Consider the following 26,803-nt stretch of genomic DNA (forward strand, 5'->3'; position numbering starts at 1 on the left):
GCCGCACACAGGCGGCGGATGTTTCACGTGAAACACGAATGGGCCAACCCTTCCGGGTTGGCCCATTCGCATGAGGGCCGTCGGCAGAGAAAGCACGCGTCCTCGACCACCGAGGAGCGACAGGGGCCATCGGTCACAGCGGGCGCAGGGCGGGTTCCTTCTGTACGGCTCCCAGGAGACGGTCGAGCGCCAACTCCACGTCTTCCTTCCAGGAGAGCGTCGTCCGCAGTTCCAGCCTCAGCCGCGGGTAAGTCGGGTGCGGTCGTACCGTCTTGAAGCCCACCGCCAGCAGATGGTCCGCGGGCAGAACACACGCCGTCTCTTTCCAGTGGGCATCACCGAAGGCCTCGATCGCCTTGAAGCCCCGACGCAGCAAATCCTTGGCGACCGTCTGGACCATCACACGGCCCAGCCCCTGCCCTTGGTATCCCGGCATGATGAAGGCGGTCATGAGCTGAACCGCGTCGGGCGACACCGGGCTTGTGGGGAACGCCGTGGAGCGGGGGACATAGGCCGGGGGCGCGTACAGCACAAAGCCCACCGGGACGTCGTCCACGTAGACCACACGGCCGCAGGATCCCCAGTCCAGAAGGACTGCAGAGATCCACGCCTCCTTCTCCAGTGCGGACGTACCCGCCTTTACCGCGGCCTCGCCGCTGACGGGGTCCAATTCCCAGAAGACACACGCGCGACAGCGCTTGGGAAGGTCCGGAAGGTTGTCCAGCGTGAGCGGTACGAGCCGGCGCCCCATGAAGGCAGTTCCTCGCTTCCTTCGCCCGCAGCGTCGCGGGCGGCCGTCAGAGCGCTCCGCTCCCTGAGGAGGCTGCCGACGAAGCCGCCGACCGCCCCGAGGCCCAGGCCAGCGGTCACCAGTCCGGTACGGCTCACGGTTCGCATGGCCCCCGCCTCCCCAATCACGGTGCCGTCAGGTGGATGCGCCATACCCGAAAGCATCGTATCCACGATGCGATTCCATCGATACCGTCTCAAAGCAAAGAGCGGACCGTGTTCCGGTACACACCGGACACGATCCGCTCTGGTGGTCGGCCGATAGGGAAAACCGTCCTGCCACCCGGCGACTCAGCTCTCCGTCTCCTCGGAGTCGTCCTCCGAGAGAACCTGCTGAAGAACCGGCCCCTCACCGGGGGCGAGGGAGCTGAGGATGCGCTGCAGGTCGTCCATCGAGGCGAACTCGACGACGATCTTCCCCTTCTTCTGGCCGAGGTCGACCTTCACCCGGGTTTCGAAGCGGTCCGAGAGCCGAGTCGCGAGTTCACTCAGCGCCGGGGAGAGCCGGGTACCGGCGCGCGGTCCCTTGGAGCGCGGAGCCGTCTGCGGACGCGATCCCATGAGGGTCACGATCTCCTCGACGGCCCGTACCGAAAGTCCCTCGGCCACGATCCGGTGAGCCAGGCGGTCCTGCTCCTCGGAGTCCTCGACGGACAGAAGAGCCCGTGCATGCCCCGCCGACAGCACCCCGGCGGCGACCCGGCGCTGGACTGCGGGAGAGAGCTTCAACAGACGCAGGGTGTTGGAGACCTGCGGACGGGACCGGCCGATGCGGTCCGCCAGCTGGTCGTGCGTGCAGTTGAAGTCCTTGAGGAGCTGGTCGTAGGCGGCAGCCTCTTCCAGCGGGTTCAGCTGGGCACGGTGCAGGTTCTCCAGCAGCGCGTCCAGGAGGAGCTTCTCGTCATCGGTGGCCCGCACGATCGCCGGGATGGCATCCAGCCCCGCCTCACGGCAGGCCCGCCAGCGCCGCTCGCCCATGATGAGCTCGTAGCGCGCCGGACCCACCTGCCGTACGACGACGGGCTGCAGCAGGCCGACCTCCTTGATGGAGGTGACAAGCTCCGCGAGCGCATCCTCGTCGAAGACCTCACGGGGCTGCCGTGAGTTCGGAGTGATGGCGTCGAGGGGCAGCTCGGCGAAGTGGGCGCCGACCGGCGCCGCGGGCGCCTCCCCGAATCCGTTCGATGACAGCTCGTCTGTTTCATGTGAAACAGGCGGGAGCGTAGCCACCTTCGCGGCCGCCACCCCTCGCTCCGCGGTCAGTACCGGCACCGCTGCCGGCGACGTGGACCCACCACCGCTTGCCGCAGCAGGAACTGCCGCCTTCTCCCCTGTCGGGGCTGCCGGGATCAGTGCGCCGAGACCACGGCCCAACCCCCTCCGTCGCTCGCTCACTGGATCCCCTCCACCATGCTCTGTTCGTTCTCTGCGCCCAGGTGGGCATGCTGCGCGTCGTAGGCCACACCGACGCCGCGCAGTGCGATCTCTCGTGCCGCCTCAAGATACGAGAGGGCACCGCTCGATCCCGGATCGTAGGTCAGCACCGTCTGCCCGTAACTCGGCGCCTCCGAGATGCGGACCGAGCGCGGAATGCTCGTCCGCAGCACCTCTTCGCCGAAGTGGCTGCGTACCTCGTCCGCGACCTGGGACGCGAGACGCGTCCGGCCGTCGTACATGGTGAGCAGGATGGTCGACACGTGCAGGTCGGGATTGAGGTGCCCCCGTACCAGGTCGACGTTGCGCAGCAGCTGGCCCAGGCCCTCCAATGCGTAGTACTCGCACTGGATCGGGATAAGGACCTCCGCGCCGGCGACCAGCGCGTTGACGGTCAGCAGTCCGAGCGACGGCGGGCAGTCGATGAGGATGTAGTCCAGCGGCTGCTCGTACGCCTGGATCGCCCGCTCCAGCCGACTCTCTCGGGCCACCAGGGACACCAGCTCGATCTCCGCACCGGCGAGATCGATCGTGGCGGGGGCACAGAAGAGGCCTTCGACATCGGGGACCGGCTGGACGACTTCCGAGAGTGGCTTGCTGTCGATCAACACGTCGTAGATGGAAGGAACCTCGGCGTGGTGGTCGATTCCCAGCGCGGTGGAGGCATTGCCCTGAGGGTCGAGGTCGATCACCAGGACGCGTCCGCCATGCAGGGCAAGCGAAGCGGCAAGGTTGACCGTGGTCGTGGTCTTGCCCACGCCGCCCTTCTGGTTGGCGACCACCATGACTCGGGTCTGCTCGGGCCGTGGCAGGCCCTCGCCGGCCCGGCCCAGTGCTTCCACCGCAAGTTGGGCAGCACGACCGATGGGAGTGTCGTCCATCGGGGGCGGTGTTTCACGTGAAACATCCTCCCCCATCGACTCGGTACGGGGACCGGGGACCGGATCGGTCATCGGTCCCGCGATGTTGGCGTCGGACCGCAACGATTCACTCTCCTCGACTTCAGGCTCGCAATGAACAGAGCCTCCCATGCCTTCGGGGTCGTGAACCAGCGAGGCCCGTTGTTCTGTGGAGAAATCCACCTCTGTGGACAACTCCGTGCCCTCCACGGGTGACAAAGTCCCGCCGGAAGCGGAGTCTTCTCCGAGAGATCCGAGGGGCTTGCGGTCGCGGGGTTCGGCCGCGGCCCGACCTCGACTGATGATGCCGTGCAGCAATGAGCGACGTTTCACGTGAAACACGATGCACAGCGCTCACGGCCGAACCCTGGCGACACTCCGGCATGCGTAGGTTTGGCAGCTTGTGTGGAGTACGTCTCGTCGTCAGGACGGATCAGCGCCGTCGACGCGTCCGTCCTGTCCGTGCCGCCTTGGCTCGCTTCGCTGCGAAGCGCACACCACCGGGGCTCTCCCCGACCTCGACACGCACCACGGTTGACAGCGGATCCACGACACCCTCACCCACATGCAGTACGGACGTCTCCACGGCGCCGAGCTTGCTCAGAGCCGTGGCGGCGCTCTTCAGCTCCTCCTCCGCCGTGTCGCCCTTGAGGGCAAGCATCTCTCCGTACGGACGCAGCAGCGGGATGCCCCAGGTGGCCAGGCGATCCAGCGGAGCCACGGCACGCGCGGTCACGACATGGACGGGGGGAATCTTGCCCATGACCTCCTCGGCGCGGCCACGGATGACCGTCACGTGGTCGAGGCCCAGGAGCTCCACGACCTCGGTGAGGAAGTTCGTACGACGCAGCAGGGGTTCGAGCAGCGTGATCTTGAGGTCCTCCCGGACGAGCGCCAGTGGAATGCCGGGCAGCCCGGCGCCGGAGCCCACGTCGCACACCGTCACGCCTTCGGGCACGACCTCGGAGAGCACCGCGCAGTTCAGCAGGTGCCTCTCCCACAGCCGGGGCACCTCGCGAGGGCCGATCAGGCCGCGCTGCACTCCCGCCTCGGCCAGCAGCTCCGCGTACCGGACCGCGTCCGCGAACCGATCACCGAATACCTCGCGTGCCTGCTCGGGCGCAGGGGGAAGCTCCGCTGCCTCCGTCACGGGGACCGTCCTTCCGTACCGCATAAGCGCACTGAGCGCTGACCACCAGGACTATCAGGAACCATCAGCTGCCCGGGTTCCACGGCTTCGGGGACTACCAGGCTGACAAACTTCGGCCCCGCCTGCGCAACAGACGGGGCCGGAGGAACGTACGTACCGAATCAGGCGGGAAGCACGACGACGAAGCGCTGCGGCTCCTCGCCCTCGGACTCGCTCCGCAGCCCCGCGGCCTTGACCGCGTCGTGGACCACCTTGCGCTCGAAGGGCGTCATCGGCTTCAGCTTCACGGGCTCGCCAGAGCTCTTGACCTCGGCCGCGGCCTTGGCGCCGAGCTCCGAGAGCTCCTCGCGCTTCTTGGCGCGGTAGCCCGCGATGTCCAGCATCAGACGGCTGCGGTCGCCGGTCTCCCGGTTCACGGCAAGGCGCGTGAGCTCCTGGAGCGCCTCCAGCACCTCACCGTCCCGGCCGACCAGCTTCTGCAGGTCACGGCCGCCGGTGTCACTGATGATCGAGACAGCGGCACGGTCGGCCTCGACGTCCATGTCGATGTCGCCGTCGAGGTCGGCGATGTCCAGCAGACCCTCGAGGTAGTCCGCCGCGATCTCGCCTTCCTGCTCCAGGCGGGTCAGGGTGTCGCCACCCTCGGTGGCGGCGGAGGTGGTGCCTTCCGTCACGGGATGGACTCCTTCTTACTTCTTGGACGGGGACTTGGGCCGCTGCGGACCCTTGCGCTGTCCGGACTGGGCCTTGCTGCGGGTACCGGTGCTGGGCTTGTTTGCGCCGCCGGCCGGCTTGGCGGCGGGCTTGGCGTCGTCCGGTTCATCGGACTTGCTCAGCGACAAAGGGGTGCTCTTCGGCTCGGACTCGCCGGCGGCCTTCGCGCTGCCCGACTGGCGCTGGGACTTGCTCTGCCGCTTGGGCTGCTGCCGCCGGGGAGCGCCACCGGTCGTCTGCGTACCGTCCTCGGTCTCGGCGACGGCGGTAGCCTCGCCCTTCCCGATGGTGCCGTCGGACTGGGCCGCCAGGCCCGCCTTGGTCAGAGCGTTGATGAACTTGCGCTCGAACTCGTTGCGGTCGCGCCCCTTGGCGACGATCGCCTTGACGACGGCCCTCTGGCCGCGGCTGCGGGTCTTGCCGTGGTGCAGGACGTGCTTCTGCAGACGCTCCAGGAACGCGGCCTGGGCCTTGGAGCCCGGAGTCGGGTTGTTGCGGATGACGTACATCTGCTGGCCCATGGTCCACACGTTGGTGGTCAGCCAGTAGACGAGGACACCGACCGGGAAGTTGATGCCGAAGATGGCGAACATGACCGGGAAGACGTACATCAGCATCTTCTGCTGCTGCATGAACGGCGTCTTCACCGTGGTGTCGACGTTCTTCGTCATCAGCTGGCGCTGCGTGTAGAACTGCGACGCCGACATCAGGACGATCATGATCGCGGTGACGACCCGGACGTCCATCAGGGTGGCGCCGAGCTGAGTGACCTTGTCCGCGCTGTCGGTGAACTTCGCCGCGAGCGGGGCGCCGAAGATGTGCGCCTTACGGGCGCTCGCCAGCAGCTGATCGTCGATGACGCCGATCGTCTTGCCGGTCGCGATGCCGTTGAGCACGTGGTAGAGGGCGAAGAAGAACGGGGACTGCGCCAGGATGGGAAGGCACGAGGAGAGCGGGTTGGTACCCGACTCCTTGTACAGCTTCATCATCTCTTCGGACTGGCGCTGCTTGTCGTTCTTGTAGCGCTCCTGGATCTTCTTCATCTCGGGCTGCAGGGTCTGCATGGCCCGGGTCGCCTTGATCTGCTTCACGAAGAGCGGGATCAGGCAGATGCGGATCAGGATCACCAGGGACACGATGGACAGGCCCCAGGCCCAGCCCGTGTCGGCACCGAAGACCTTCCCGTACACCGAGTGGAACTGGACGATGACCCAGGAAACGGGAATCGTGATGAAGCTGAAGAGGCTGGCAATCGTGTCCACTAATCATGCTCCTTGGACATGGGACGGGGTCTCTGCGGCCGGGCTCGAGGGAATGTGCCCCTCGATGGCCGGTTCGGCGGCGGAGGGCCCGCCCTTGCGTGCGCGCCAGGCGTTACGCAGCATTTCGTGCCACCGCGGACGCTTGCGCGGCGGAACATGGTCCACACCGCCCAGCGACCACGGATTGCACCGCAGGATGCGCCAGGCGGTGAGTGCCGTTCCCTTGATCGCACCGTGCCGGTCGATGGCCTGGTACCCGTAGTGGGAGCACGACGGGTAGTACTTGCACACCGGCCCGAGCAACGGGCTGATGGTCCACTGGTACAGCTTGATCAGCGCCAGCAGCGGGTACTTCATCGCGCGCCCCCTCCCAGCAGCCGCTGAAGGGCGGCATCCAGGTCTTGGGCCAGCTGTGCATGGTCGGCGTCACCCGCACCGGGCAGCGCTCGTACGACTACCAGGCTACCGGGGGGCAACAGGGCCACTCGGTCACGCATCAGGTGGCGAAGCCGGCGCTTCACCTTGTTGCGTACGACCGCGCCACCCACTGCTTTGCTGACGACGAAACCCGCACGCGTCGGGGGAGCGCTCTCCCCAGGCGCGTGCGGGTCCGTTGCACCGCTACGTAGATGGACGACGAGAAGCGGGCGTCCGGCCCGGCGTCCTCGGCGTACCGCGGTCGCGAAGTCCTCGCGCCGCCTCAGCCGATTCTCGGTAGGCAGCACGTCATGACCTGATCGGGATCAGGCGGACAGGCTGGCGCGACCCTTGCCACGGCGGGACGCGAGAATCGCGCGGCCGGCACGGGTGCGCATACGCAGCCGGAAGCCGTGGGTCTTCGCGCGACGACGGTTGTTCGGCTGGAAGGTGCGCTTGCTCACTCGGGGGCTCCAGAGAAAATTGGTAGTTGCGGGGTGCCGTCTTGGCTGTCACCGTGCGCCCACGAGTAGCTCGCTTACGCCCGAGTGCACCGCTTCCCGATCACCGGTAAGTGCCCTGGTAGGAGCACTAGCAAGTGATCTATGCCCATCGGAGGCAGGCGGCAGCAGCCATCGACAACTCGACCTGGTCACGGTACGCGGGGCTACGCCATCCGGTCAAACCAGTGGTCACTGGGGGACACTATCCACAGGCTGGGGACAACAACTTGAACCCTACCGGTCGCCCTGACTACCGTGGCTGAACTCCGATTCGTTCCCTTCCCCCCGACCCAGCTGTTTCGTTCCAGACCGCCCCACCCGAGTTACATCCCGACTAGTCCCAGAACCACACGTTCGTGGGACCCCGTGAGAGAGCGTGCCCTGTGGCTGACGTACCTGCCGATCTTGCCGCAGTGTGGCCACGCGTACTCGAGCAACTCCTCGGCGAGGGCCGCGGCCAGGGTGTCGAGGTCAAGGACGAGCACTGGATCAAGCGCTGCCAGCCGCTGGCCCTGGTCGCCGACACCGCTCTGCTCGCCGTACCGAACGAGTTTGCGAAGGGCGTTCTCGAAGGCCGCCTCGCGCCGATCGTCAGCGAGACACTGAGCCGCGAGTGCGGTCGCCCGATCCGCATCGCAATCACTGTCGACGACTCCGCGGGCGAGCCGCCGGCGTCGGCGTCCCCCGCCCCGCCGCGCTACGAGGAGCCCGAGCTCCCCTCCGGCCCCGGCCAGGGCCGTGACCCGTACGAGAGCCGGGGGCGCGAGGGATACGAGGGGTACGGTCGTCACCGCGCCGACGACCACCGGCAGGGCCACAACGACCGCCACCAGGGCGGCCCCGGCGACCAGCTGCCTCCGTCCCGCGGGGACCAGCTCCCGACCGCGCGGCCCGCGTACCCGGACTACCAGCGCCCCGAGCCGGGCGCCTGGCCGCGGCCGTCGCAGGACGACTACGGCTGGCAGCAGCAGCGCCTCGGCTTCCCCGAGCGCGACCCGTACGCGTCGCCGTCGCAGGACTACCGCCCGCAGTCGATGGACCGTCCGTCGTACGACCAGGACCGGCCCTCGTACGACCATGACCGGCCGTCATACGACCATGACCGGCCCTCGTACGAGCAGCAGCGAGCGGACTACGACCAGCAGCGGTCCGACTACGACAAGCGTCCCGATCGCCGCAACATCCCGGACTCGTCCCCCGGCAGTGGTCATGTGCACCGCGGCGGCCCGGTCGGTTCCGCGCTGCCCGCCTCCAGCGGCGCCCCCGGTCCGCTGGCCGCGCAGCCCGCGCCGGCCACCGGACCCGGCGAGCCCACCGCGCGCCTGAACCCCAAATACCTCTTCGACACCTTCGTCATCGGTGCCTCGAACCGCTTCGCGCACGCCGCCGCGGTCGCCGTCGCCGAGGCGCCGGCGAAGGCGTACAACCCCCTCTTCATCTACGGGGAGTCGGGGCTCGGCAAGACGCACCTGCTGCACGCGATCGGGCACTACGCGCGCAGCCTCTACCCGGGCACGCGTGTGCGGTACGTGAGCTCCGAGGAGTTCACCAACGAGTTCATCAACTCCATCCGCGACGGCAAGGGCGACAGCTTCCGCAAGCGGTACCGGGAGATGGACATCCTTCTGGTCGACGACATCCAGTTCCTGGCGGACAAGGAGTCGACGCAGGAGGAGTTCTTCCACACCTTCAACACGCTCCACAACGCGAACAAGCAGATCGTGCTCTCCAGCGACCGGCCGCCGAAGCAGCTGGTGACCCTGGAGGACCGGCTGCGGAACCGTTTCGAGTGGGGTCTGATCACCGACGTCCAGCCGCCCGAGCTGGAGACCCGTATCGCGATCCTTCGTAAGAAGGCGGTGCAGGAGCAGCTCAACGCCCCGCCGGAGGTGCTGGAGTTCATCGCCTCGCGGATCTCCCGCAACATCCGTGAGCTGGAGGGCGCGCTGATCCGGGTGACGGCGTTCGCGTCGCTCAACCGGCAGCCGGTGGACCTTGGGTTGACGGAGATCGTCCTCAAGGACCTGATCCCGGGCGGCGAGGACTCGGCACCGGAGATCACCGCGCCCGCGATCATGGCGGCCACGGCCGACTACTTCGGGCTGACGGTGGAGGACCTGTGCGGCACCTCGCGCGGGCGCGCCCTGGTGACCGCCCGCCAGATCGCCATGTACCTGTGCCGCGAGCTGACGGACCTCTCCCTGCCGAAGATCGGCGCCCAGTTCGGCGGCCGCGACCACACGACCGTCATGCACGCCGACCGCAAGATCCGCGCGCTGATGGCCGAGCGGCGCTCCATCTACAACCAGGTCACCGAGCTGACCAACCGCATCAAGAACGGCTGACAGCCACCGCAGCACGTCGCTGAGGGCGCCCCGGGACGATTCCCGAGGGCGCCCTCTTCGTCTTCCCAAGGGCCCCTTCGGCCTCTCCGAGGGCGGCAAGGCGTCCTCCGCCTGCTGCTGCCGAAGGCCCGCTTCGAAGGCCCGCTCGCTACTCCCAAAGGCCCGCTCACTGCTTCCGAGAGCGTTCAGCGCCGTTCCCCAGGACGTCTTTCGCCGGTCCTGAGGCGTCTTTCGCCGCTCTCAAGGACGTTCTTCGCCGCTTCCGAGGCCGCGTGCGGGGCGCCGACGGGCCGTGCACCGTCCACCCGCTGTTCGAATACGAGCCGAGTTACGGCCGCCCTCCACAGATATGCGGACTTTCTCGCGTCCACACCCTGGGGACTGGGAAGTTGTCCAGATCGTGTCCACAGGGTGTGCTGTTAAAAGACCATCGTCCCAGCTCAACAGCTTGTGGATTGGTGGACAGAAGATCTCCACAGACTGTGGACAGAGTGATGATCCACAGCCTGTGCACCAAGTTGTCCACCGGCGGCCCACAGGCTGAGCCCCGTTGTCCCCAGCAAAACCCAGCTTCTCCACACGGCTGTCCACTGTTCGGCAACGCGACGCGCCTGCTCACCGTGTCGAGTGAAAGGCGTCACACCAAGGTGCCGGGTTGGCCTGTGGGGAACGTGGGTAAAGCTGGGGACGGCGTTGGGGAGAAGTGCCCCAAGCCTGTGCATCGAGTGTGCAGAACTTTTCGCTGTCCACAGATGACCCCGGTTGTCCACCGCCTCCACCCACAGGGTCAGTGGACAAAATTTGGGGCCTGACCTGCGAAAACGAGGTTATCCACGGTTTCCACAGGCCCTACTACTACTCCCAACTAGAGAGAGCTGGGAATCCGCTTCGAAGGGGGCCCTGTGCACAACTCGCTGTCTCGGCCCCGGCTGCCGCTCGACGCGACTTGACCCAGGGCGGCAACGACTGTCAGTGCGGTGCGTCAGACTGGTCACCGGTGTCCTGCCCCTCACAGGGATCGACGACACCGAGTCAGACGACGAAGGCCAGGCAGGGCGAGAGCGCCGGCAATAGCAGGAGGCGGCTTACGGTGAAGATCCGGGTGGAACGCGACGTACTCGCGGAGGCAGTGGCCTGGGCGGCTCGCAGCCTCCCGGCACGACCGCCGGCGCCTGTCCTCGCCGGCCTCCTGCTGAGGGCCGAGGACGGGGCTCTCAGCCTCTCCAGCTTCGACTACGAGGTCTCCGCACGCGTGTCGGTGGAGGCGGAGGTCGAGGAGGACGGCACGGTCCTCGTGTCGGGCCGTCTGCTCGCCGACATCTGTCGCGCCCTCCCCAACCGGCCGGTGGAGATTTCCACAGACGGTGTACGGGCGACGGTGGTCTGCGGCTCCTCCCGCTTCACCCTCCACACCCTGCCGGTGGAGGAGTACCCGGCGCTCCCGCAGATGCCGAACGCCACGGGCACCGTCCCCGGTGAGGTCTTCGCGTCCGCCGCCGCCCAGGTGGCCATCGCCGCCGGGCGCGACGACACGCTGCCCGTCCTCACCGGTGTGCGCATCGAGATCGAGGGCGACACGGTCACCCTGGCGTCCACCGACCGCTACCGCTTCGCGGTCCGCGAGTTCCTGTGGAAGCCGGAGAACCCGGATGCGTCCGCGGTCGCCCTGGTGCCCGCCAAGACCCTCCTGGACACCGCCAAGGCGCTCACCAGCGGCGACAGCGTCACCCTGGCGCTGTCCGGCTCGGGGTCGGGCGAGGGCCTGATCGGCTTCGAGGGCGCGGGGCGGCGTACGACCACGCGTCTGCTGGAGGGTGACCTCCCGAAGTACCGCACGCTGTTCCCGACGGAGTTCAACTCCATCGCCGTCATCGAGACCGCCCCCTTCGTGGAGGCCGTCAAGCGCGTGGCCCTCGTCGCCGAGCGCAACACCCCGGTGCGGCTCAGCTTCGAGCAGGGCGTGCTCATCCTGGAGGCGGGCTCCAGCGACGACGCACAGGCTGTGGAAAGGGTCGACGCGCAGCTGGACGGCGACGACATCTCCATCGCCTTCAACCCGACCTTCCTGCTGGACGGCCTGAGCGCCATCGACTCCCCGGTGGCACAGCTCTCCTTCACGACGTCCACGAAGCCCGCTCTGCTGTCCGGCAAGCCGGCCGTGGACGCCGAGGCGGACGAGGCCTACAAGTACCTGATCATGCCGGTGCGCCTCAGCGGCTGATGCCCGGCGGCCTGGCCGGGCAGACGCCCGGCCGGACCCCGTCGCGCCCGGCGGCGCGCCGCGCCCCCTCGGATGACGCCGCAGGTGAGGGCGTACGTATGAGCGCGTATGCCCACAGGTGTGCATGAGCGTCCGGGTTTAGGCTCGGACGCGGGTACGAAAGTGCCTTTCGCGGGTACGCAGTGCCCTCATGCCACGTCGCAACCTAAGGAACAACTGATGGAGCTCGGTCTCGTCGGCCTCGGCAAGATGGGCGGCAACATGCGCGAGCGGATCCGCCGCGCAGGTCACACCGTCATCGGATACGACCGCAACCCGGACGTCGCCGATGTCCACAGCCTCGAAGAGCTTGTGGGCAAGCTCAAGGGCCCGCGCGTGGTGTGGGTGATGGTCCCCGCCGGTGCCGCGACGCAGTCCACCGTCGACGAGCTGGGCGAGCTCCTGGAGCCCGGCGACATCGTCGTGGACGGCGGGAACTCGCGCTGGACGGACGATGAGAAGCACGCGGAGGAGCTGGCCGCCAAGGGCATCGGGTTCGTCGACTGCGGCGTCTCCGGCGGCGTCTGGGGCCTGCAGAACGGCTATGCGCTGATGTACGGCGGCGACGCCGAGAACATCGCCAAGGTGCAGCCGATCTTCGACGCGCTCAAGCCCGAGGGCGACTTCGGCGCCGTACACGCGGGCAAGGTCGGCGCGGGCCACTTCTCGAAGATGGTCCACAACGGCATCGAGTACGCCATGATGCAGGCCTACGCCGAAGGCTGGGAGCTGCTCGAGAAGGTCGACTCGGTCACGGACGTCCGCGAGGTCTTCAGGTCCTGGCAGGAGGGCACGGTCATCCGTTCCTGGCTGCTCGACCTGGCGGTCAACGCCCTCGACGGGGACGAGCACCTGGAGAAGCTGCGCGGCTACGCCGAGGACTCCGGCGAGGGCCGCTGGACGGTGGAGGCCGCCATCGACAACGCGGTCCCGCTGCCGGCGATCACGGCGTCGCTGTTCGCGCGGTTCGCCTCGCGGCAGGACGATTCGCCGCAGATGAAGATGATCGCCGCGCTGCGGAACCAGTTCGGCGGCCACGCGGTCGAGAAGAAGTAATCCACAGATCCACGGGCCGACGGGCCGTGGATCCACACCCTGGGGGAGGTCGGCGAACGACCATGCACGTCACGCATCTGTCGCTGGCCGACTTCCGCTCGTACGCCCGGGTCGAGGTCCCGCTCGACCCGGGCGTCACCGCCTTCGTGGGACCCAACGGGCAGGGCAAGACGAACCTCGTCGAGGCGGTCGGCTATCTCGCCACCCTCGGCAGCCACCGGGTCTCGTCCGACGCGCCCCTGGTCCGCATGGGCGCCGAACGCGCGATCATCCGGGCCCAGGTCCGGCAGGACGAGCGCCGGCAGCTCGTCGAGCTGGAGCTGAACCCGGGCAAGGCCAATCGCGCTCGCATCAACAGGTCCTCGCAGGTCAGACCCCGTGACGTGCTGGGCATCGTACGTACTGTCCTGTTCGCCCCGGAGGACCTCGCGCTGATCAAGGGCGACCCCGGGGAGCGGCGCCGTTTCCTCGACGAGCTGATCACCGCCCGCTCCCCGCGCATGGCCGGCGTCCGTTCCGACTACGAGCGGGTCCTCAAGCAGCGCAACACCCTCCTCAAGACGGCCGCGCTGGCCCGCCGGCACGGCGGCCGTTCCATGGATCTGTCCACCCTCGACGTGTGGGACCAGCACCTCGCCCGCGCCGGCGCCGAACTGCTCGCCCAGCGCCTGGACCTGATCGCCGCGCTCCAGCCGCTCGCCGACAAGGCGTACGAACAGCTGGCACCCGGCGGCGGCCCGATCGCCCTGGAGTACAAGCCGTCCGCCCCGGGTGAGGCCCACACGCGGGACGCCCTCTACGAGCAGTTGATGGCCGCGCTCGCCGAGGCCCGCAAGCAGGAGATCGAGAGGGGCGTCACCCTGGTGGGTCCCCAACGTGACGAACTTCTCCTCAAGCTCGGCCAGCTTCCGGCAAAGGGATACGCGTCACACGGCGAGTCCTGGTCGTACGCGCTGGCGCTGCGCCTGGCGTCGTACGACCTCCTGCGCGCCGAGGGGAACGAGCCGGTGCTCGTCCTCGACGACGTCTTCGCCGAGCTGGACACCCGCAGAAGAGAGCGCCTCGCGGAACTCGTCGCCCCGGGAGAGCAGGTGCTGGTGACCGCCGCGGTCGACGACGACGTGCCGGGGGTCCTGGCGGGAACGCGGTACACCGTGTCCGAGGGGACCGTGGAGCGCGTATGAGCGACACCCCCGCACAGACTCCCGAGCCTTCGAAGAAGACGCCCGAACCCTCCGGAGTGGACCTCGCGCGCGTGGCGCTCAGAGCGGCCAAGGAGCAGGCACGCGCGCGTGGGGACGCCGCACAGCAGAAGAGGCAGGCGCGGCGCGGCGGCCTGCGCTCCGGCGCGCGCGCCGACGGCCGCGACCCCATGGCGCTCGGCGCGGCGATCAACCGGCTGCTCACGGAGCGTGGCTGGGAGACCCCGGCCGCGGTGGGCGGGGTGATGGGGCGCTGGCCGCAGATCGTCGGGGAGGACCTCGCCAAGCACTGTGTGCCGCAGCGGTACGACGAGGACGAGCGTGTTCTGACCGTGCAGTGCGACTCCACGGCCTGGGCGACGCAGCTTCGGCTGCTGGCCCCGCAGCTGGTCGCCCGCCTCAACGAGGACCTCGGGCACGGCACCGTGCGGCTGCTCAAGGTGCAGGGGCCCGGCGGCCCCGCCCGCCGTTACGGCCCCCTGCGCGCCCCTGGGAGCACGGGCCCCGGCGACACCTACGGGTGACCGGCAGCGGCTCGAGCCCGTCGGCAACGGGTGATCGGGCCGGGTCCCGCCGTCCCTCCAGAGCTGATCAGGACCGGCCTGAGCCGCCGTTCGCGGCGGACCTGGGGCAGGCCCTGGCCGCTGTCCGGGCCTGCCCGGCACCGGGCCCTGACCGACCTTCGGAGCCGCCTGGGACCGGCTCGAACAGTGGTCCGCGGCCGGCGGACACGGAACGGGTCCTGGCCATTGGCCCCCCGCCGACCGGTACGGCGAGCTGTCGGCCCCCGGCCGAACCAGGACGACGGCGGAGCCCTCGGCTCCGGCTGAATCAGGACCGCGGAGCCCTCGCTCGGAGCCGCCCGGGACCGGCCCCGAGTCGTCGCTCATCGCTTGCCACGACCGGCCCACGCCGTCGGCCGGGGCCGACCGCGTGCGGTTGCGAAGATCTTCCTGACTCCGCAGTAGCCAAGGGTTGACACCCGGAAGCGCTGAGTGCCTCTGTGAGCCTCTTGGAGCCCCGTTCCGTATATGGGGAGTCGGCCGAGACCGGTTGAGGGCGGCACATGCGGACTCAGGTACCGGCAAACCCCCATCACTGTCGGCGCTACCGGTAGACTGGAAGCTAATCCCGCCCCACTAGTGGGGACCTTCGGGAAATGGTGTGCAACGCTGACTAAGGCTTACCAACGCAACACGCCGCAGCCGCTCCGGCCACCCGCCGGGAGATCGGCTTGTGCTGTGCCAGAAAGGGCGCTTCGTGGCCGATTCCGGCAACCCCAACGAGAACATCCCGTCCACCGACGCCGGCAACGGCGAGGCCAACACCTCGATCGGCGAGGTCGCAGCCTCGAACGGCGAAGTCACAGCCTCGTACGACGCCAGCGCCATCACCGTCCTCGAGGGTCTGGACGCGGTCCGCAAGCGACCCGGTATGTACATCGGCTCGACCGGTGAGCGCGGACTTCACCACCTTGTGTACGAGGTCGTGGACAACTCCGTCGACGAGGCGCTGGCCGGCCACGCGGACACGATCGACATCACGATCCTCGCCGACGGTGGCGTGCGCGTCATCGACAACGGCCGTGGCATCCCCGTGGGCATCGTCCCCTCCGAGGGGAAGCCGGCCCTCGAGGTCGTGCTGACGGTCCTGCACGCGGGCGGCAAGTTCGGCGGCGGCGGCTACGCGGTCTCCGGCGGTCTGCACGGCGTCGGCGTGTCCGTCGTGAACGCCCTGTCGAGCAAGGTCTCCGTCGAGGTCAAGACCGACGGCTTCCGCTGGACGCAGGAATACAAGATGGGCGTCCCGACAGCCCCGCTCTCCCAGAACGAGGCTACGGACGAGACCGGCACCTCGGTCACCTTCTGGGCCGACGCGGACATCTTCGAGACCACCGAATACTCCTTCGAGACGCTCTCACGGCGCTTCCAGGAGATGGCGTTCCTCAACAAGGGTTTGACGATCAAACTCACTGATGAGCGCGAGTCGGCGAAGGCCACCGCCGGGGCGGACGAGGCGGGTGCGGACGAGAAGGACGAGGTCAAGACCGTCACGTACCACTACGAGGGCGGCATCGTCGACTTCGTGAAGTACCTCAACTCCCGCAAGGGAGACGCGGTGCACCCCACCGTCATCGACCTCGAGGCCGAGGACAGGGACAAGAGCCTGTCCCTCGAGGTCGCGATGCAGTGGAACAGCGGCTACACCGAGGGCGTGTACTCCTTCGCCAACATCATCCACACCCACGAGGGCGGCACGCACGAGGAGGGCTTCCGCGCGGCGCTGACCTCGTTGATCAACAAGTACGCGCGCGACAAGAAGCTGCTGCGCGAGAAGGACGACAACCTCACGGGCGACGACATCCGCGAGGGTCTGACCGCGATCATCTCGGTCAAGCTGAGCGAGCCGCAGTTCGAGGGCCAGACAAAGACCAAGCTGGGCAACACGGAGGCGAAGACCTTCGTCCAGAAGGCGGTCTACGAGCACCTCAACGACTGGCTGGACCGCAACCCGAACGAGGCCGCGGACATCATCCGCAAGTCGATCCAGGCGGCCACCGCGCGCGTGGCGGCCCGCAAGGCGCGTGACCTCACCCGCCGCAAGGGCCTCCTTGAGTCGGCGTCCCTGCCGGGCAAGCTCTCCGACTGCCAGTCGAACGACCCCACCAAGTGCGAGATCTTCATCGTCGAGGGTGACTCCGCCGGCGGTTCGGCCAAGTCCGGCCGCAACCCGCAGTACCAGGCGATCCTCCCGATCCGAGGAAAGATCCTCAACGTCGAGAAGGCGCGGATCGACAAGATCCTGCAGAACCAGGAGATCCAGGCGCTGATCTCCGCCTTCGGTACCGGAGTCCACGAGGACTTCGACATCGAGAAGCTCCGCTATCACAAGATCATCCTGATGGCGGACGCCGACGTCGACGGCCAGCACATCAACACCCTGCTGCTGACCTTCCTGTTCCGCTTCATGCGGCCGCTGGTCGAGGCCGGGCACGTGTTCCTCTCCCGCCCGCCGCTCTACAAGCTCAAGTGGGGCCGGGACGACTTCGAGTACGCGTACTCGGACCGCGAGCGCGACGCCCTGATCGAGCTCGGCCGCCAGGCGGGCAAGCGCGTCAGGGAAGACTCGATCCAGCGCTTCAAGGGTCTCGGTGAGATGAACGCCGAGGAACTGCGCATCACGACGATGGACCAGGAGCACCGCGTCCTCGGCCAGGTCACCCTCGATGACGCCGCCCAGGCCGACGACCTGTTCTCGGTCCTGATGGGCGAGGACGTCGAGGCTCGCCGCGCGTTCATCCAGCGCAACGCCAAGGACGTCCGCTTCCTCGACATCTGAGTCGGTCTCAGCTGACCGCATCAGGAAGGATCTTCACCAGCAATGACCGACGAGAACACTCCGAGCACTCCTGAAGAAGAGGGCGAGATCGCCCTGCGTGTCGAGCCCGTCGGGCTCGAGACCGAGATGCAGCGCTCGTACCTCGACTACGCGATGTCCGTCATCGTGTCGCGCGCGCTGCCCGACGTACGGGACGGTCTCAAGCCCGTCCACCGCCGTGTGCTGTACGCCATGTACGACGGCGGCTACCGGCCCGAGAAGGGCTTCTACAAGTGCGCCCGTGTCGTCGGCGACGTCATGGGCAACTACCACCCGCACGGCGACTCCTCGATCTACGACGCGCTGGTCCGCCTCGCGCAGCCGTGGTCGATGCGGATGCCGCTGGTGGACTCCAACGGCAACTTCGGTTCTCCGGGCAACGACCCCGCGGCCGCCATGCGGTACACCGAGTGCAAGATGATGCCGCTGTCGATGGAGATGGTCCGCGACATCGACGAGGAGACCGTCGACTTCACGGACAACTACGACGGCCGCTCGCAGGAGCCGACCGTTCTGCCCGCCCGCTTCCCGAACCTGCTGATCAACGGCTCGGCGGGAATCGCGGTCGGCATGGCGACCAACATCCCGCCGCACAATCTGCGCGAGGTGGCGTCCGGCGCCCAGTGGTACCTGGAGAACCCCGAGGCCTCCCACGAGGAGCTCCTGGACGCGCTGATCGAGCGCATCAAGGGCCCCGATTTCCCGAGTGGTGCCCTCGTAGTGGGCCGCAAGGGCATCGAGGAGGCGTACCGCACGGGCCGTGGCTCCATCACGATGCGCGCGGTCGTCGAGGTCGAGGAGATCCAGAACCGCCAGTGCCTGGTGGTCACCGAGCTCCCCTACCAGGTCAACCCCGACAACCTCGCGCAGAAGATCGCCGACCTCGTGAAGGACGGCAAGGTCGGCGGCATCGCCGACGTCCGCGACGAGACGTCCTCGCGCACCGGCCAGCGCCTGGTCATCGTCCTGAAGCGGGACGCGGTCGCCAAGGTCGTCCTGAACAACCTGTACAAGCACACCGACCTGCAGACGAACTTCGGCGCCAACATGCTGGCGCTCGTCGACGGCGTGCCGCGCACCCTCTCCCTGGACGCGTTCATCCGCCACTGGGTGACGCACCAGATCGAGGTCATCGTCCGCCGTACGAAGTTCCGGCTCCGCAAGGCCGAGGAGCGCGCGCACATCCTGCGCGGCCTCCTCAAGGCCCTGGACGCCATCGACGAGGTCATCGCGCTGATCCGGCGCAGTGACACCGTCGAGATCGCACGCGAGGGCCTGATGGGCCTCCTGGAGATCGACGAGATCCAGGCCAACGCCATCCTCGAGATGCAGCTGCGCCGGCTGGCCGCCCTGGAGCGTCAGAAGATCATTCAGGAGCACGACGAGCTCCAGGCGAAGATCACCGAGTACAACGCGATCCTCGCTTCGCCCGTGCGCCAGCGCGGCATCATCAGCGAGGAACTCGCCGCGATCGTCGAGAAGTACGGCGACGACCGCCGCTCCAAGCTGGTGCCCTTCGACGGCGACATGTCCATCGAGGACCTCATCGCCGAAGAGGACATCGTCGTCACCATCACGCGCGGTGGCTACATCAAGCGGACCAAGACCGAGGACTACCGTTCGCAGAAGCGCGGCGGCAAGGGCGTACGCGGTACGAAGCTGAAGCAGGACGACATCGTCGACCACTTCTTCGTGTCGACGACGCACCACTGGCTGCTGTTCTTCACCAACAAGGGCCGCGTCTACCGCGCGAAGGCGTACGAACTCCCGGACGCCGGCCGGGACGCGCGAGGCCAGCACGTCGCCAACCTGCTGGCCTTCCAGCCGGACGAGGCGATCGCCGAGATCCTCGCGATCCGCGACTACGAAGCGGTGCCCTACCTGGTGCTCGCCACCAAGGGCGGGCTGGTCAAGAAGACGCCTCTGAAGGATTACGATTCGCCCCGCTCCGGCGGTGTCATCGCGATCAACCTCCGTGAGACGGAGGACGGTTCCGACGACGAACTGATCGGAGCCGAACTCGTATCGGCCGAGGACGACCTGCTTCTGATCAGCAAGAAGGCACAGTCGATCAGGTTCACCGCGACCGACGAGGCGCTACGGCCCATGGGCCGTGCCACCTCGGGCGTCAAGGGCATGAGTTTCCGTGAGGGGGACGAGCTGCTCTCGATGAATGTTGTTCGACCCGGTACGTTCGTGTTCACTGCCACAGACGGTGGGTACGCGAAGCGGACCGCCGTCGACGAGTACCGCGTCCAGGGTCGCGGTGGCCTCGGTATCAAGGCCGCCAAGATCGTCGAGGACCGCGGCTCGCTCGTCGGCGCGCTGGTGGTCGAGGAGACCGACGAGATCCTCGCCATCACGCTGTCCGGTGGTGTGATTCGTACGCGAGTCAACGAGGTCAGGGAGACGGGCCGTGACACCATGGGCGTCCAACTGATCAACCTGGGCAAGCGCGATGCCGTCGTCGGCATCGCTCGTAATGCCGAGGCCGGCCGCGAGGCGGAGGAAGTCGACGGTGGCGATGCCGTGGACGAGACCACCGAGGGCATCGAGGCCGCCGGTACGGACGAGGGCGAGCAGTCCTCGGACGAGTAGCGAGGAGTGAGTCATCGTGAGCGGAGCCACGGGCGCCGGAGCGACCGGTACGGAAACCGGTACGGAAACGGACGGCGGCCGTGGCTCCGCCACGGATTCGACTGACTCCCATGATTCTCATGGATCCCAGGGGGGAACTGTGACGGACACCCGAGGCCCGCAGGCCCAGCAGCCCAAGGCTGGAGCGGGCCCGGCCGCGCCGGGTGCCGCGTCGGCCGGCGCACCGGCCCAGGCTCCGGCCTCCGCCGCCACTGCGGCGGGCTCTCCGCTGCCGGGGGAGCGCCAGCCGCAGCCCGCGGGGCCGTACCACCCGCCGCAGGCCTACCAGCCGGCTCCGGCGGGTGCCGTACGCCGCCCCCGCACCGGCGCGCGCACCGCGCCCCGTACGCGCAAGGCGCGGCTGCGGGTGGCCAAGGCCGACCCGTGGTCGGTGATGAAGGTCAGCTTCCTGCTCTCCATCGCGCTGGGCATCTGCACGATCGTGGCATCAGCGGTGCTGTGGATGGTCATGAACGCGATGGGCGTCTTCTCCACCGTCGGCGGCACGATCTCCGAGGCCACCGGCTCGAACGAGGCCAACGGCTTCGATCTGCAGGCGTACCTGTCGCTGCCGCACGTTCTGACGTTCACGACGATCATCGCGGTCATCGACGTCGTCCTCGCGACCGCGCTGGCGACCCTCGGCGCGTTCATCTACAACCTCTCCGCGGCCACCGTGGGCGGCATCGAGCTGACGCTGGCCGAGGACGAGTAAACGTTGTCGAGCCTGTGAACGGCGCCTGCGAGGTCCCGGGAACTATCGATTTTGGGACTGGCCACGTCGTGCGCTAATCTTCAGAGGTCAGCGCGCGGGACATACACCGCAAGGCGCGGCGGGGCTATAGCTCAGTTGGTTAGAGCGCATCCCTGATAAGGATGAGGCCACAGGTTCAAATCCTGTTAGCCCCACCAGCACAGAGACCCCCAACCAGTCATGGTTGGGGGTCTTTGGCGTCTACGGCTGACATCAGCACCGGCATCGGCGCCGCACGAACAGTGTCGGGCAACGCGGGACCTCAGCGGCCGGCGCCGGGCGGAGAAGGCGTCGGGCATACAGACACGGAGAAGGTGTCGGGCACGGCGACACGGAGAAAGTGTCGGGCACGATGAAGGCCCGGCACCTCTTCCGAGGTGCCGGGCCTTCGTTCCTGGGGTCTTCCTGTGTCGCGTTGTACGCAAGTTCGCCGCTACGTCAGGAGGTCGGACGATCGCGTCGATCGGTCGGTCGGGGCGGAGAGCGGCGTGCTCAGTGCCGCAGGGGCGCGTCCGGCTCGGCGGGGGTCTCCTGGGCGCGCAGGGCGGCGGTGTCCGTGGCGGTGTCGTCCGAGGTCGGGCGGTGGCGGCAGCTCGGGGAGGAGCCGTGCGCCTCGGCGCGGATGCGCTGCTTCATCGTGGGGGGCAGGGACCGGGCGTAGGACCACATCCCGTGGGACAACATCGCCGGTGCGGTCACGGTGGCGTTGCCGTTGCGCGTGGTCCCGCTCTGCGGTACAGCCGCGGCGGCGGTCGTCGTGATGAGTCCGAGCGTCGTGCACAGCGCCAGGAAGGCGGTGACGATGGCGGTCCACAGCTTCATGACCTTGTTCTGGGCCATGGCCCCTCACTTTCGGGTCGGGCGATTTGCGTACTTTCCTCATGATGTGTATGGGGGCCGCGAAGTGGTGGACCGACGCCCGCGGCGCGTCGATCTTCCGATCAACACCACTCGGATGGACGCAAGGGGCCTGGAAAGTCCCTGAAAGCAAGGAAGAGCACGGAAAGTCACAGTCTGTGACGTGTGATCACCCTGAGATCAGAATGACGCCCTCCGGCCGGACAGCTGTATTCCGGGCGGCAGTTGGGGGCCGATGCAGGTCACCGATCGATATCGGTCGGTGTGTATAGTCGGGCGCCAGAGGTCCCCTACGTCAAAGAAAGACGAGGTCGCGCGGTGAAGAAGCTTCTCCTGGTCGCACTGGCCGCCATCGGCGGGCTCCTCGTGTACCGCCAGATCCAGGCGGATCGCGCCGAGCAGGATCTGTGGACGGAGGCGACTGACTCCGTGCCCACGGGTTCGTGAGTAGCCACAGACAACAGTCTCAGAGCAGGCCCCGACCGCCGGTGCGGTCGGGGCTTTGTGTTGTACGGGGGCGGCGGCGCGGCTCGTGGCGGGCACCCGGGTTCACGATGGCAAAGCAAATGCTTGCGACGGCAAATTCCGGCCCCGTGGAGAGGATCGTTTCGGCCGCTCGGGAGGAATGCGCGGGCGGCCGCGTGACGGGCGGGGCAGGATGGTCGACGGTCCGGGCTACGGCGAGGGGGCGCGTCATGGGGCGGCGCACGGGGTGGTGGCGTACGGAAGCGCGACGCGCGGCGGGGTGGCACGGGGTGCTGCGACGCGGCCGGGCGCTGGCGGCGGCGGCCGGAGCGGCCCTGTGCGTCACGGTGGCGCTGCCCCAGACGGCGACGGCGGCCGGCACGCCGACGCCGTACGCCTTCGCCGAGGACGCGCGAACGGTGAAGGGCGCCACCGGCACCACGGACGCCGTACGGCTCGAGCCCGGAGGGACCTACAGGAGCGCCGTACGTGATGGCGGCAAGCTCTACTACCGCCTCGAACTCGACGCCACCGCCGACGCGTACGTCTCCGTGACCGCGGTCCCCGGGACGGCGGCGACCGTCACCTCGTCGGACGGCCTCAAAGTGTCCGTGCAGGATGCCGACAGCCATACCTGCTCCACCGGGGCCGCCCACTTCGGCGCCACGCAGAGCCCGCACCCGATCGCCGCGTGGGCGTCGCGCGAAGTCGGGCCCGACACGTATCTGTGCAAGCAGGCGGGGACGTACTACGTGGTCGTCGAACGCCGCACCACGCCCGGATCCGCGCCGGGCGACTGGGACCTGGAACTCGACTACGTGTCCGAACCCGCCCTCAAGAAAGCGGCGGGCTCCGGTGCGACGAGCGCGCCCGAGGCATGGAACTCCGCCTCCCCGCAAGCCCTCGTGGGCGACGCGACGCGCCGCGCGGGAGGCGCCGGCTTCGCCTCGGCGGCCGCCCTCGGGCAAGGGGTCTGGAAGGACGCGGTCCGGCCCGGACAGACACTGTTCTACAAGGTGCCCGTCGACTGGGGGCAACAGCTCTACGCCACCGCGGAGACGGGCAGTTCGACCGGCGGCGACGGCTTTGTGGGCACCGCGCTCACCATGTCGCTCTACAACCCGGTACGCGGATACGTCGACGACGTGGGCTCCGGCTACAGCGGCGACCAGACCTCGGCCGCGCTCGATCCGCTGCCTCCCGTCGCCTACGACAACCGGCACGCCGTGCAGAACCGGGTGAGCGGGATGCGCTTCGCGGGCTGGTACTACCTCGCGGTGCATCTCGGCGCTCCCGTCGCGGACAAGTTCGGGAAGGGGCCGTTCGGGCTGACGCTGCGCGTGCGGGTGAGCGGTACGGCGGGTTCCGGTCCGTCGTACGCGGGGCAGGCCGAGCCGAGCGGTGTGTTCGAGGTGACCCGGCAGGACCGGGAGGAGGCGGCCGCCGGGGCGGGGGGCAGCACCGCAAACGTGCCGGGCGGTACGACGGGAAGCGCGTCCGGAGGGGCCACGGGCGGTGGCACGGGGGCCGCGGAGACGGGCGCCGACGGTGCGCGAACCGGTGACGACGGCACGATGACGCTGGTCGCCGTGGGCGGGATCGGCACGGGGAGCCTGCTGGTGCTGGCGCTCGTGGTGTGGACGGCGGTGGCCCGCCGCCGGGCGGTGTCCGACGGCGCGGCGATGGGGGCGGCTCCCGTCGTACGAGGGGAGTACGGCCCGCCGCGGGCCTGGTAGTCAGAGCTGTGCCAGTGCCCAGAAGCCCACCGCGAAGCAGGCCAGCGCGAGGAGCAGGACCGGCACGGCGACCTTCGCCGGCGGGCCCGGGCGCTTGGGGCGCCTGCGACGACGCCGGGAAATCGCCTGTGGCCGGGTGTGAACCTGCGCGGCTGGAGCGGTGTGCGCACCGGCGGAGGCGTACGCGTGGTGCTGCACCGAGGCGGCGGGGGCCGCGGACGGGCGGGGAGAGGGCACACGCGTGGGTTCGAGGTGCGGGGCGTAGGCCGGCGACGGGAGCGCGACCGAGGCGGGGGGAGTGGGCGGCCGCTCGGGAAGGGGCTGGGGCCTGACGGGCGTGGACGGCCGGGGCGGCGGCAGATGGAAACTGCCGGTGTCCGACATGGTGAAGGAGCGCGAGGGCGTCGCGTCGGGCAGCGGCGGCATCTGTACGGGGCCGGGAGCGGAACCGGGAGCTGATGCCGGTTGCGGCGGGAGGGGCGCGGAGTTCGGCGGTGGGGGAAGGGGCGTGGGCGGCCCGGGCTGCGGGGGACCGGAATCGGGCTCAGGGGGTATGTGGCTGGAGCCTGTGGTCGGCCTTACCTCACCGCAGTCTTCGGCCGGCCGCACGGCACCGGTGCTGCCCGTCCCCGGCGCGGCCCCCGATGCCGCCCCCGACGCGGCACCCGGGTCGTGGTGCCGTCGGTTCGGGCGCTGGTTCGGCCGTTCCGGGCGGGGGCCGGAGCTGGAGTCGTCGCCGGACGGCGTGCTCCCGGTGGCGTCCCGGCCGGGCCGCTGAGGCACGGCATGCGCCGCCGTCACCCCCGGAGCCCTCTTGAGCGGTCCGTCGGTGCCGAATCCGGGCGGGAGCGGGCCGAGTTGGTCGAAGATCTCGACGAGTTCGTCGTCGGGGCCGGGCTCGGGCAGCAGCTCCGCGGCCGCGGCGAGCGCTTTGCGCGCCCCCGTCGCGGTGCGGAACCGCGCGGCCGGGTCCGGCTGCAACAGCACGGCCACGACCTGCCACAGCGGCTCGGGAATGCCCCGGGGCGCCGCGGGAGTGCCGTTCGCCAGGAAGTACTCGATGAGTGCCCTGGCGTCCGGCTTGGCGCCCTCCAGCAGATACAGGGCGACCAGCCCCACGGCGAACAGGTCGGCCGGGAAGTCCGGCTCGTCGCCCATCAGTTGCTCGGGCGCCAGGTAACCGGGCGTCCCCACCACGTAGTTGGTCTCCGTCAGCCGCGGTTCGCCGAGGCGCATGGCGATGCCGAAGTCGGACAGGCGCAGCCGGGGCCGACCCGTGCCGGTGGCTTCGAGCAGCACGTTGGCCGGCTTGATGTCGCGGTGCACGACCCCCTCCGCGTGCACCGCGGTGAGCCCCGAGAGGAGCTGGTCGAGCAGGGTGCAGACGAACGACGGGGGCAGCGGACCGTAGTCACCGATCAGATGGACCAGCGAGCCCCCGGCGACCAGATCCATGGTGAACAGGACCTTGTCGTCGTCGGCGGCCCAGCTGGCGGGTGCGAGCACATGCGGGTGGTCGATCCGCATGGCCTGCTCGCGTACGAAGCGCAGCAGCGCGTGTGCGTCGCTCTGCTGCAGCACCTTGGCGGCCACATAACGGCGCCGCCGGTGGTCCCAGGCGCGCCAGACCGCACCGACTCCCCCGCGCCCGATGGGGTCGACCAGTTCGTACCGTCCGGCGAAGACCTCACCCATGGTCGTACGTCGTTCCCCCTTCGGCAGTCGGTCGGGCGGCCGTACCTCGGCCCTCGGCTCCCGGCTTCACGGGACGCCGACGCGCAAAAGGTGTCCGGCGAGCCCGGTACCGGAGACCCGCCGGATGCCGTGTGCGGCGTCCGGCGGTGGGGACTTCCACGCACCCCCGCGTGGAAGTCCCCGGTGGCCGGGCGGTGGCTCAGTTCTGGTGGGACTGGTAATGGGCGACCGCGTCGGAGGTGCGGCCCGCGCCGTACACCCGGAGGAACTCTGCCAGTTCCGGGTGGCTCGGGGCGAGAGTGTCCGCAGCGTCGATGATGTCTCCTGCCGCCGCCACCGAGCGCAGCAGCGACTGGATCTCACGAACCACCCGCTTGACGGTGGGCGCGCCTGAACTGCTTGTCGACTGCGTGGTGTTGCTGAGCACCGAGCCCCCCTGCGACTTCTTGATCTCGTCCATCCGCTCGGTCGCCTCGGCGGCGCTGACACTGCCGTCCGCGACCTGCCCCGCCAGGTCTTGCAGGAGTTGCACCCGCTGGACCACCGCGGGGTTGCCGATCTTGGCCCGCTGACCGCTCATCAGCTGCGACAGCATCGGTGCGGACAGTCCCAGTACCCCCGCGAGACGAGCCTGGTTGAGCCCGAGATCCTCGATGAGCCTACGGAAGAGCGCCCCCAGTGGCTCCCCGTACCAGTTCCGCTGCAGCTCCCGCGCTCTCGCGGTTGCTTCCTGCTGTGCGGCGTCCATTGCGTCTCCCCATCGCTTCCCCAAGTACCGTGGTTCGCTGTAGCGAACCACGTGGAGCATCTTACGGAGAGTGGTTGCCCACGGGGACCCCCAATCTTTTTGCGAGATACCGGGGGTGACCCGGTACTCTGGTCCTCGGTGCCCGGTGGGATGTGTTTTCCACTGCCGGACGCTCCTCTTCCGGGGCCTTAGCTCAGTTGGTAGAGCGCTGTCTTTGCATGGCAGATGTCAGGGGTTCGACTCCCCTAGGCTCCACACCTCGGACCGGCCAGACGCCCTCGCGGCGGCTGGCCGGTTTTTGCATGCCCCGCTGTGGCGCGCGTCACGTCACATAATTTGCTGGCTTTGCATTTCATTGCGCAAATGGATGTCGAGCGTCCGATCGGGCGGCGGTGCCGTGAGAGCTCTCGCTGACGTGTCCATGAGGACTGTGCCGATATGAGTGCCCGGCGTGAGCTGGCGCTTTGGTGGTACGTAACCAGAAGAATGCGCTCCGTTAGT

At 68.6% G+C, this 26,803-nt stretch carries 22 protein-coding genes and 2 tRNA genes; 12 read left to right on the forward strand and 12 right to left on the reverse strand.

The window, feature by feature from the left end:
- Nucleotides 1-133 precede the first annotated feature (133 nt).
- The 9 genes from GTY58_RS22550 to rpmH form a co-directional block, all read right to left on the reverse strand.
- Entirely contained in the window at nt 134-751 is a 618-nt protein-coding gene (locus GTY58_RS22550; RefSeq protein WP_010985732.1) for a GNAT family N-acetyltransferase, read from the reverse strand.
- 329 nt (nt 752-1,080) lie between these two features.
- A complete protein-coding gene (locus GTY58_RS22555) occupies nt 1,081-2,184 on the reverse strand; it encodes a ParB/RepB/Spo0J family partition protein (protein WP_010985733.1) in 1,104 nt (367 codons plus the stop codon).
- Nucleotides 2,181-3,254 carry a ParA family protein gene (locus tag GTY58_RS22560; RefSeq protein ID WP_010985734.1) on the reverse strand — a complete coding sequence of 358 codons (1,074 nt, stop codon included), beginning with the start codon at nt 3,252-3,254 and terminating at the stop codon, nt 2,181-2,183. Before GTY58_RS22560 ends, GTY58_RS22555 begins: the two co-directional genes overlap by 4 nt.
- A gap of 301 nt (nt 3,255-3,555) precedes the next feature.
- Nucleotides 3,556-4,272 (reverse strand): 16S rRNA (guanine(527)-N(7))-methyltransferase RsmG, encoded by a 717-nt coding sequence (gene rsmG, locus GTY58_RS22565; RefSeq protein ID WP_037647725.1) that lies wholly within the window; start codon nt 4,270-4,272, stop codon nt 3,556-3,558.
- A 161-nt stretch (nt 4,273-4,433) separates the two neighbouring features.
- Nucleotides 4,434-4,946: a R3H domain-containing nucleic acid-binding protein gene (locus GTY58_RS22570; protein WP_010985736.1), complete on the reverse strand. Its 513-nt coding sequence runs from the start codon at nt 4,944-4,946 to the stop codon at nt 4,434-4,436.
- A 15-nt stretch (nt 4,947-4,961) separates the two neighbouring features.
- Nucleotides 4,962-6,248, reverse strand: coding sequence for a membrane protein insertase YidC (gene yidC / locus GTY58_RS22575; RefSeq protein WP_010985737.1), 1,287 nt, complete (start codon nt 6,246-6,248; stop codon nt 4,962-4,964).
- A 3-nt stretch (nt 6,249-6,251) separates the two neighbouring features.
- A complete protein-coding gene (yidD, locus tag GTY58_RS22580) occupies nt 6,252-6,605 on the reverse strand; it encodes a membrane protein insertion efficiency factor YidD (protein WP_010985738.1) in 354 nt (117 codons plus the stop codon).
- On the reverse strand, nt 6,602-6,973 hold the full coding sequence (gene rnpA, locus GTY58_RS22585; protein ID WP_010985739.1) for a ribonuclease P protein component: 372 nt from the start codon (nt 6,971-6,973) through the stop codon (nt 6,602-6,604). Before rnpA ends, yidD begins: the two co-directional genes overlap by 4 nt.
- Nucleotides 6,974-6,991: 18 nt before the next feature.
- Nucleotides 6,992-7,129 (reverse strand): 50S ribosomal protein L34, encoded by a 138-nt coding sequence (gene rpmH / locus GTY58_RS22590; protein ID WP_010985740.1) that lies wholly within the window; start codon nt 7,127-7,129, stop codon nt 6,992-6,994.
- A 422-nt stretch (nt 7,130-7,551) separates the two neighbouring features.
- Here rpmH and dnaA point away from each other — a divergent pair, with 422 nt between their 5' ends.
- The 9 genes from dnaA (at nt 7,552) to GTY58_RS22635 (ending at nt 20,958) form a co-directional block, all read left to right on the forward strand.
- Nucleotides 7,552-9,513 (forward strand): chromosomal replication initiator protein DnaA, encoded by a 1,962-nt coding sequence (dnaA, locus tag GTY58_RS22595; protein WP_010985741.1) that lies wholly within the window; start codon nt 7,552-7,554, stop codon nt 9,511-9,513.
- A 1,090-nt stretch (nt 9,514-10,603) separates the two neighbouring features.
- Nucleotides 10,604-11,734 carry a DNA polymerase III subunit beta gene (gene dnaN / locus GTY58_RS22600; RefSeq protein WP_010985742.1) on the forward strand — a complete coding sequence of 377 codons (1,131 nt, stop codon included), beginning with the start codon at nt 10,604-10,606 and terminating at the stop codon, nt 11,732-11,734.
- Nucleotides 11,735-11,953: 219 nt separating this feature from the next.
- Complete coding sequence (gene gnd, locus GTY58_RS22605) at nt 11,954-12,829, forward strand: phosphogluconate dehydrogenase (NAD(+)-dependent, decarboxylating) (RefSeq protein ID WP_010985743.1); 876 nt, start codon at nt 11,954-11,956, stop codon at nt 12,827-12,829.
- Between the two features lie 62 nt (nt 12,830-12,891).
- On the forward strand, nt 12,892-14,013 hold the full coding sequence (gene recF / locus GTY58_RS22610) for a DNA replication/repair protein RecF (RefSeq protein WP_010985744.1): 1,122 nt from the start codon (nt 12,892-12,894) through the stop codon (nt 14,011-14,013).
- Nucleotides 14,010-14,555 carry a DciA family protein gene (locus GTY58_RS22615; RefSeq protein WP_010985745.1) on the forward strand — a complete coding sequence of 182 codons (546 nt, stop codon included), beginning with the start codon at nt 14,010-14,012 and terminating at the stop codon, nt 14,553-14,555. Before recF ends, GTY58_RS22615 begins: the two co-directional genes overlap by 4 nt.
- Before the next feature lie 736 nt (nt 14,556-15,291).
- Nucleotides 15,292-17,370, forward strand: coding sequence for a DNA topoisomerase (ATP-hydrolyzing) subunit B (gene gyrB / locus GTY58_RS22620; protein ID WP_010985746.1), 2,079 nt, complete (start codon nt 15,292-15,294; stop codon nt 17,368-17,370).
- Between the two features lie 42 nt (nt 17,371-17,412).
- The gene (gyrA, locus tag GTY58_RS22625) at nt 17,413-20,007 is read left to right on the forward strand and encodes a DNA gyrase subunit A (RefSeq protein ID WP_010985747.1); all 2,595 of its coding nucleotides are present in this window, start codon (nt 17,413-17,415) and stop codon (nt 20,005-20,007) included.
- A 16-nt stretch (nt 20,008-20,023) separates the two neighbouring features.
- A complete protein-coding gene (locus GTY58_RS22630) occupies nt 20,024-20,761 on the forward strand; it encodes a DUF3566 domain-containing protein (protein ID WP_037647730.1) in 738 nt (245 codons plus the stop codon).
- A 120-nt stretch (nt 20,762-20,881) separates the two neighbouring features.
- Nucleotides 20,882-20,958: transfer RNA gene (locus GTY58_RS22635), tRNA-Ile, on the forward strand.
- Between the two features lie 334 nt (nt 20,959-21,292).
- Here the strand turns inward: GTY58_RS22635 and GTY58_RS22640 are convergent.
- Nucleotides 21,293-21,640, reverse strand: coding sequence for a DUF6344 domain-containing protein (locus tag GTY58_RS22640; protein ID WP_010985749.1), 348 nt, complete (start codon nt 21,638-21,640; stop codon nt 21,293-21,295).
- Nucleotides 21,641-21,976: 336 nt separating this feature from the next.
- On the opposite strand from GTY58_RS22640, the gene GTY58_RS40835 reads away from it, so the two are divergent.
- Nucleotides 21,977-22,105 (forward strand): DLW-39 family protein, encoded by a 129-nt coding sequence (locus GTY58_RS40835; RefSeq protein WP_003999697.1) that lies wholly within the window; start codon nt 21,977-21,979, stop codon nt 22,103-22,105.
- 248 nt (nt 22,106-22,353) lie between these two features.
- Nucleotides 22,354-23,859 carry a hypothetical protein gene (locus GTY58_RS22650; protein WP_010985750.1) on the forward strand — a complete coding sequence of 502 codons (1,506 nt, stop codon included), beginning with the start codon at nt 22,354-22,356 and terminating at the stop codon, nt 23,857-23,859.
- Here the strand turns inward: GTY58_RS22650 and GTY58_RS22655 are convergent, their stop codons facing one another.
- A complete protein-coding gene (locus GTY58_RS22655; RefSeq protein WP_010985751.1) occupies nt 23,860-25,554 on the reverse strand; it encodes a serine/threonine-protein kinase in 1,695 nt (564 codons plus the stop codon).
- Between the two features lie 199 nt (nt 25,555-25,753).
- Complete coding sequence (locus GTY58_RS22660) at nt 25,754-26,302, reverse strand: transcriptional regulator (protein WP_010985752.1); 549 nt, start codon at nt 26,300-26,302, stop codon at nt 25,754-25,756.
- Between the two features lie 182 nt (nt 26,303-26,484).
- Between GTY58_RS22660 and GTY58_RS22665 the strand changes: the two genes are divergently transcribed.
- A tRNA-Ala gene (locus GTY58_RS22665) sits at nt 26,485-26,557 on the forward strand.
- The last annotated feature ends 246 nt before the right edge of the window (nt 26,558-26,803 follow it).

The sequence above is a fragment of the Streptomyces sp. SID5469 genome, assembly GCF_009862865.1.
In the GTDB taxonomy this organism is placed as follows: Bacteria; Actinomycetota; Actinomycetes; order Streptomycetales; family Streptomycetaceae; genus Streptomyces; species Streptomyces avermitilis.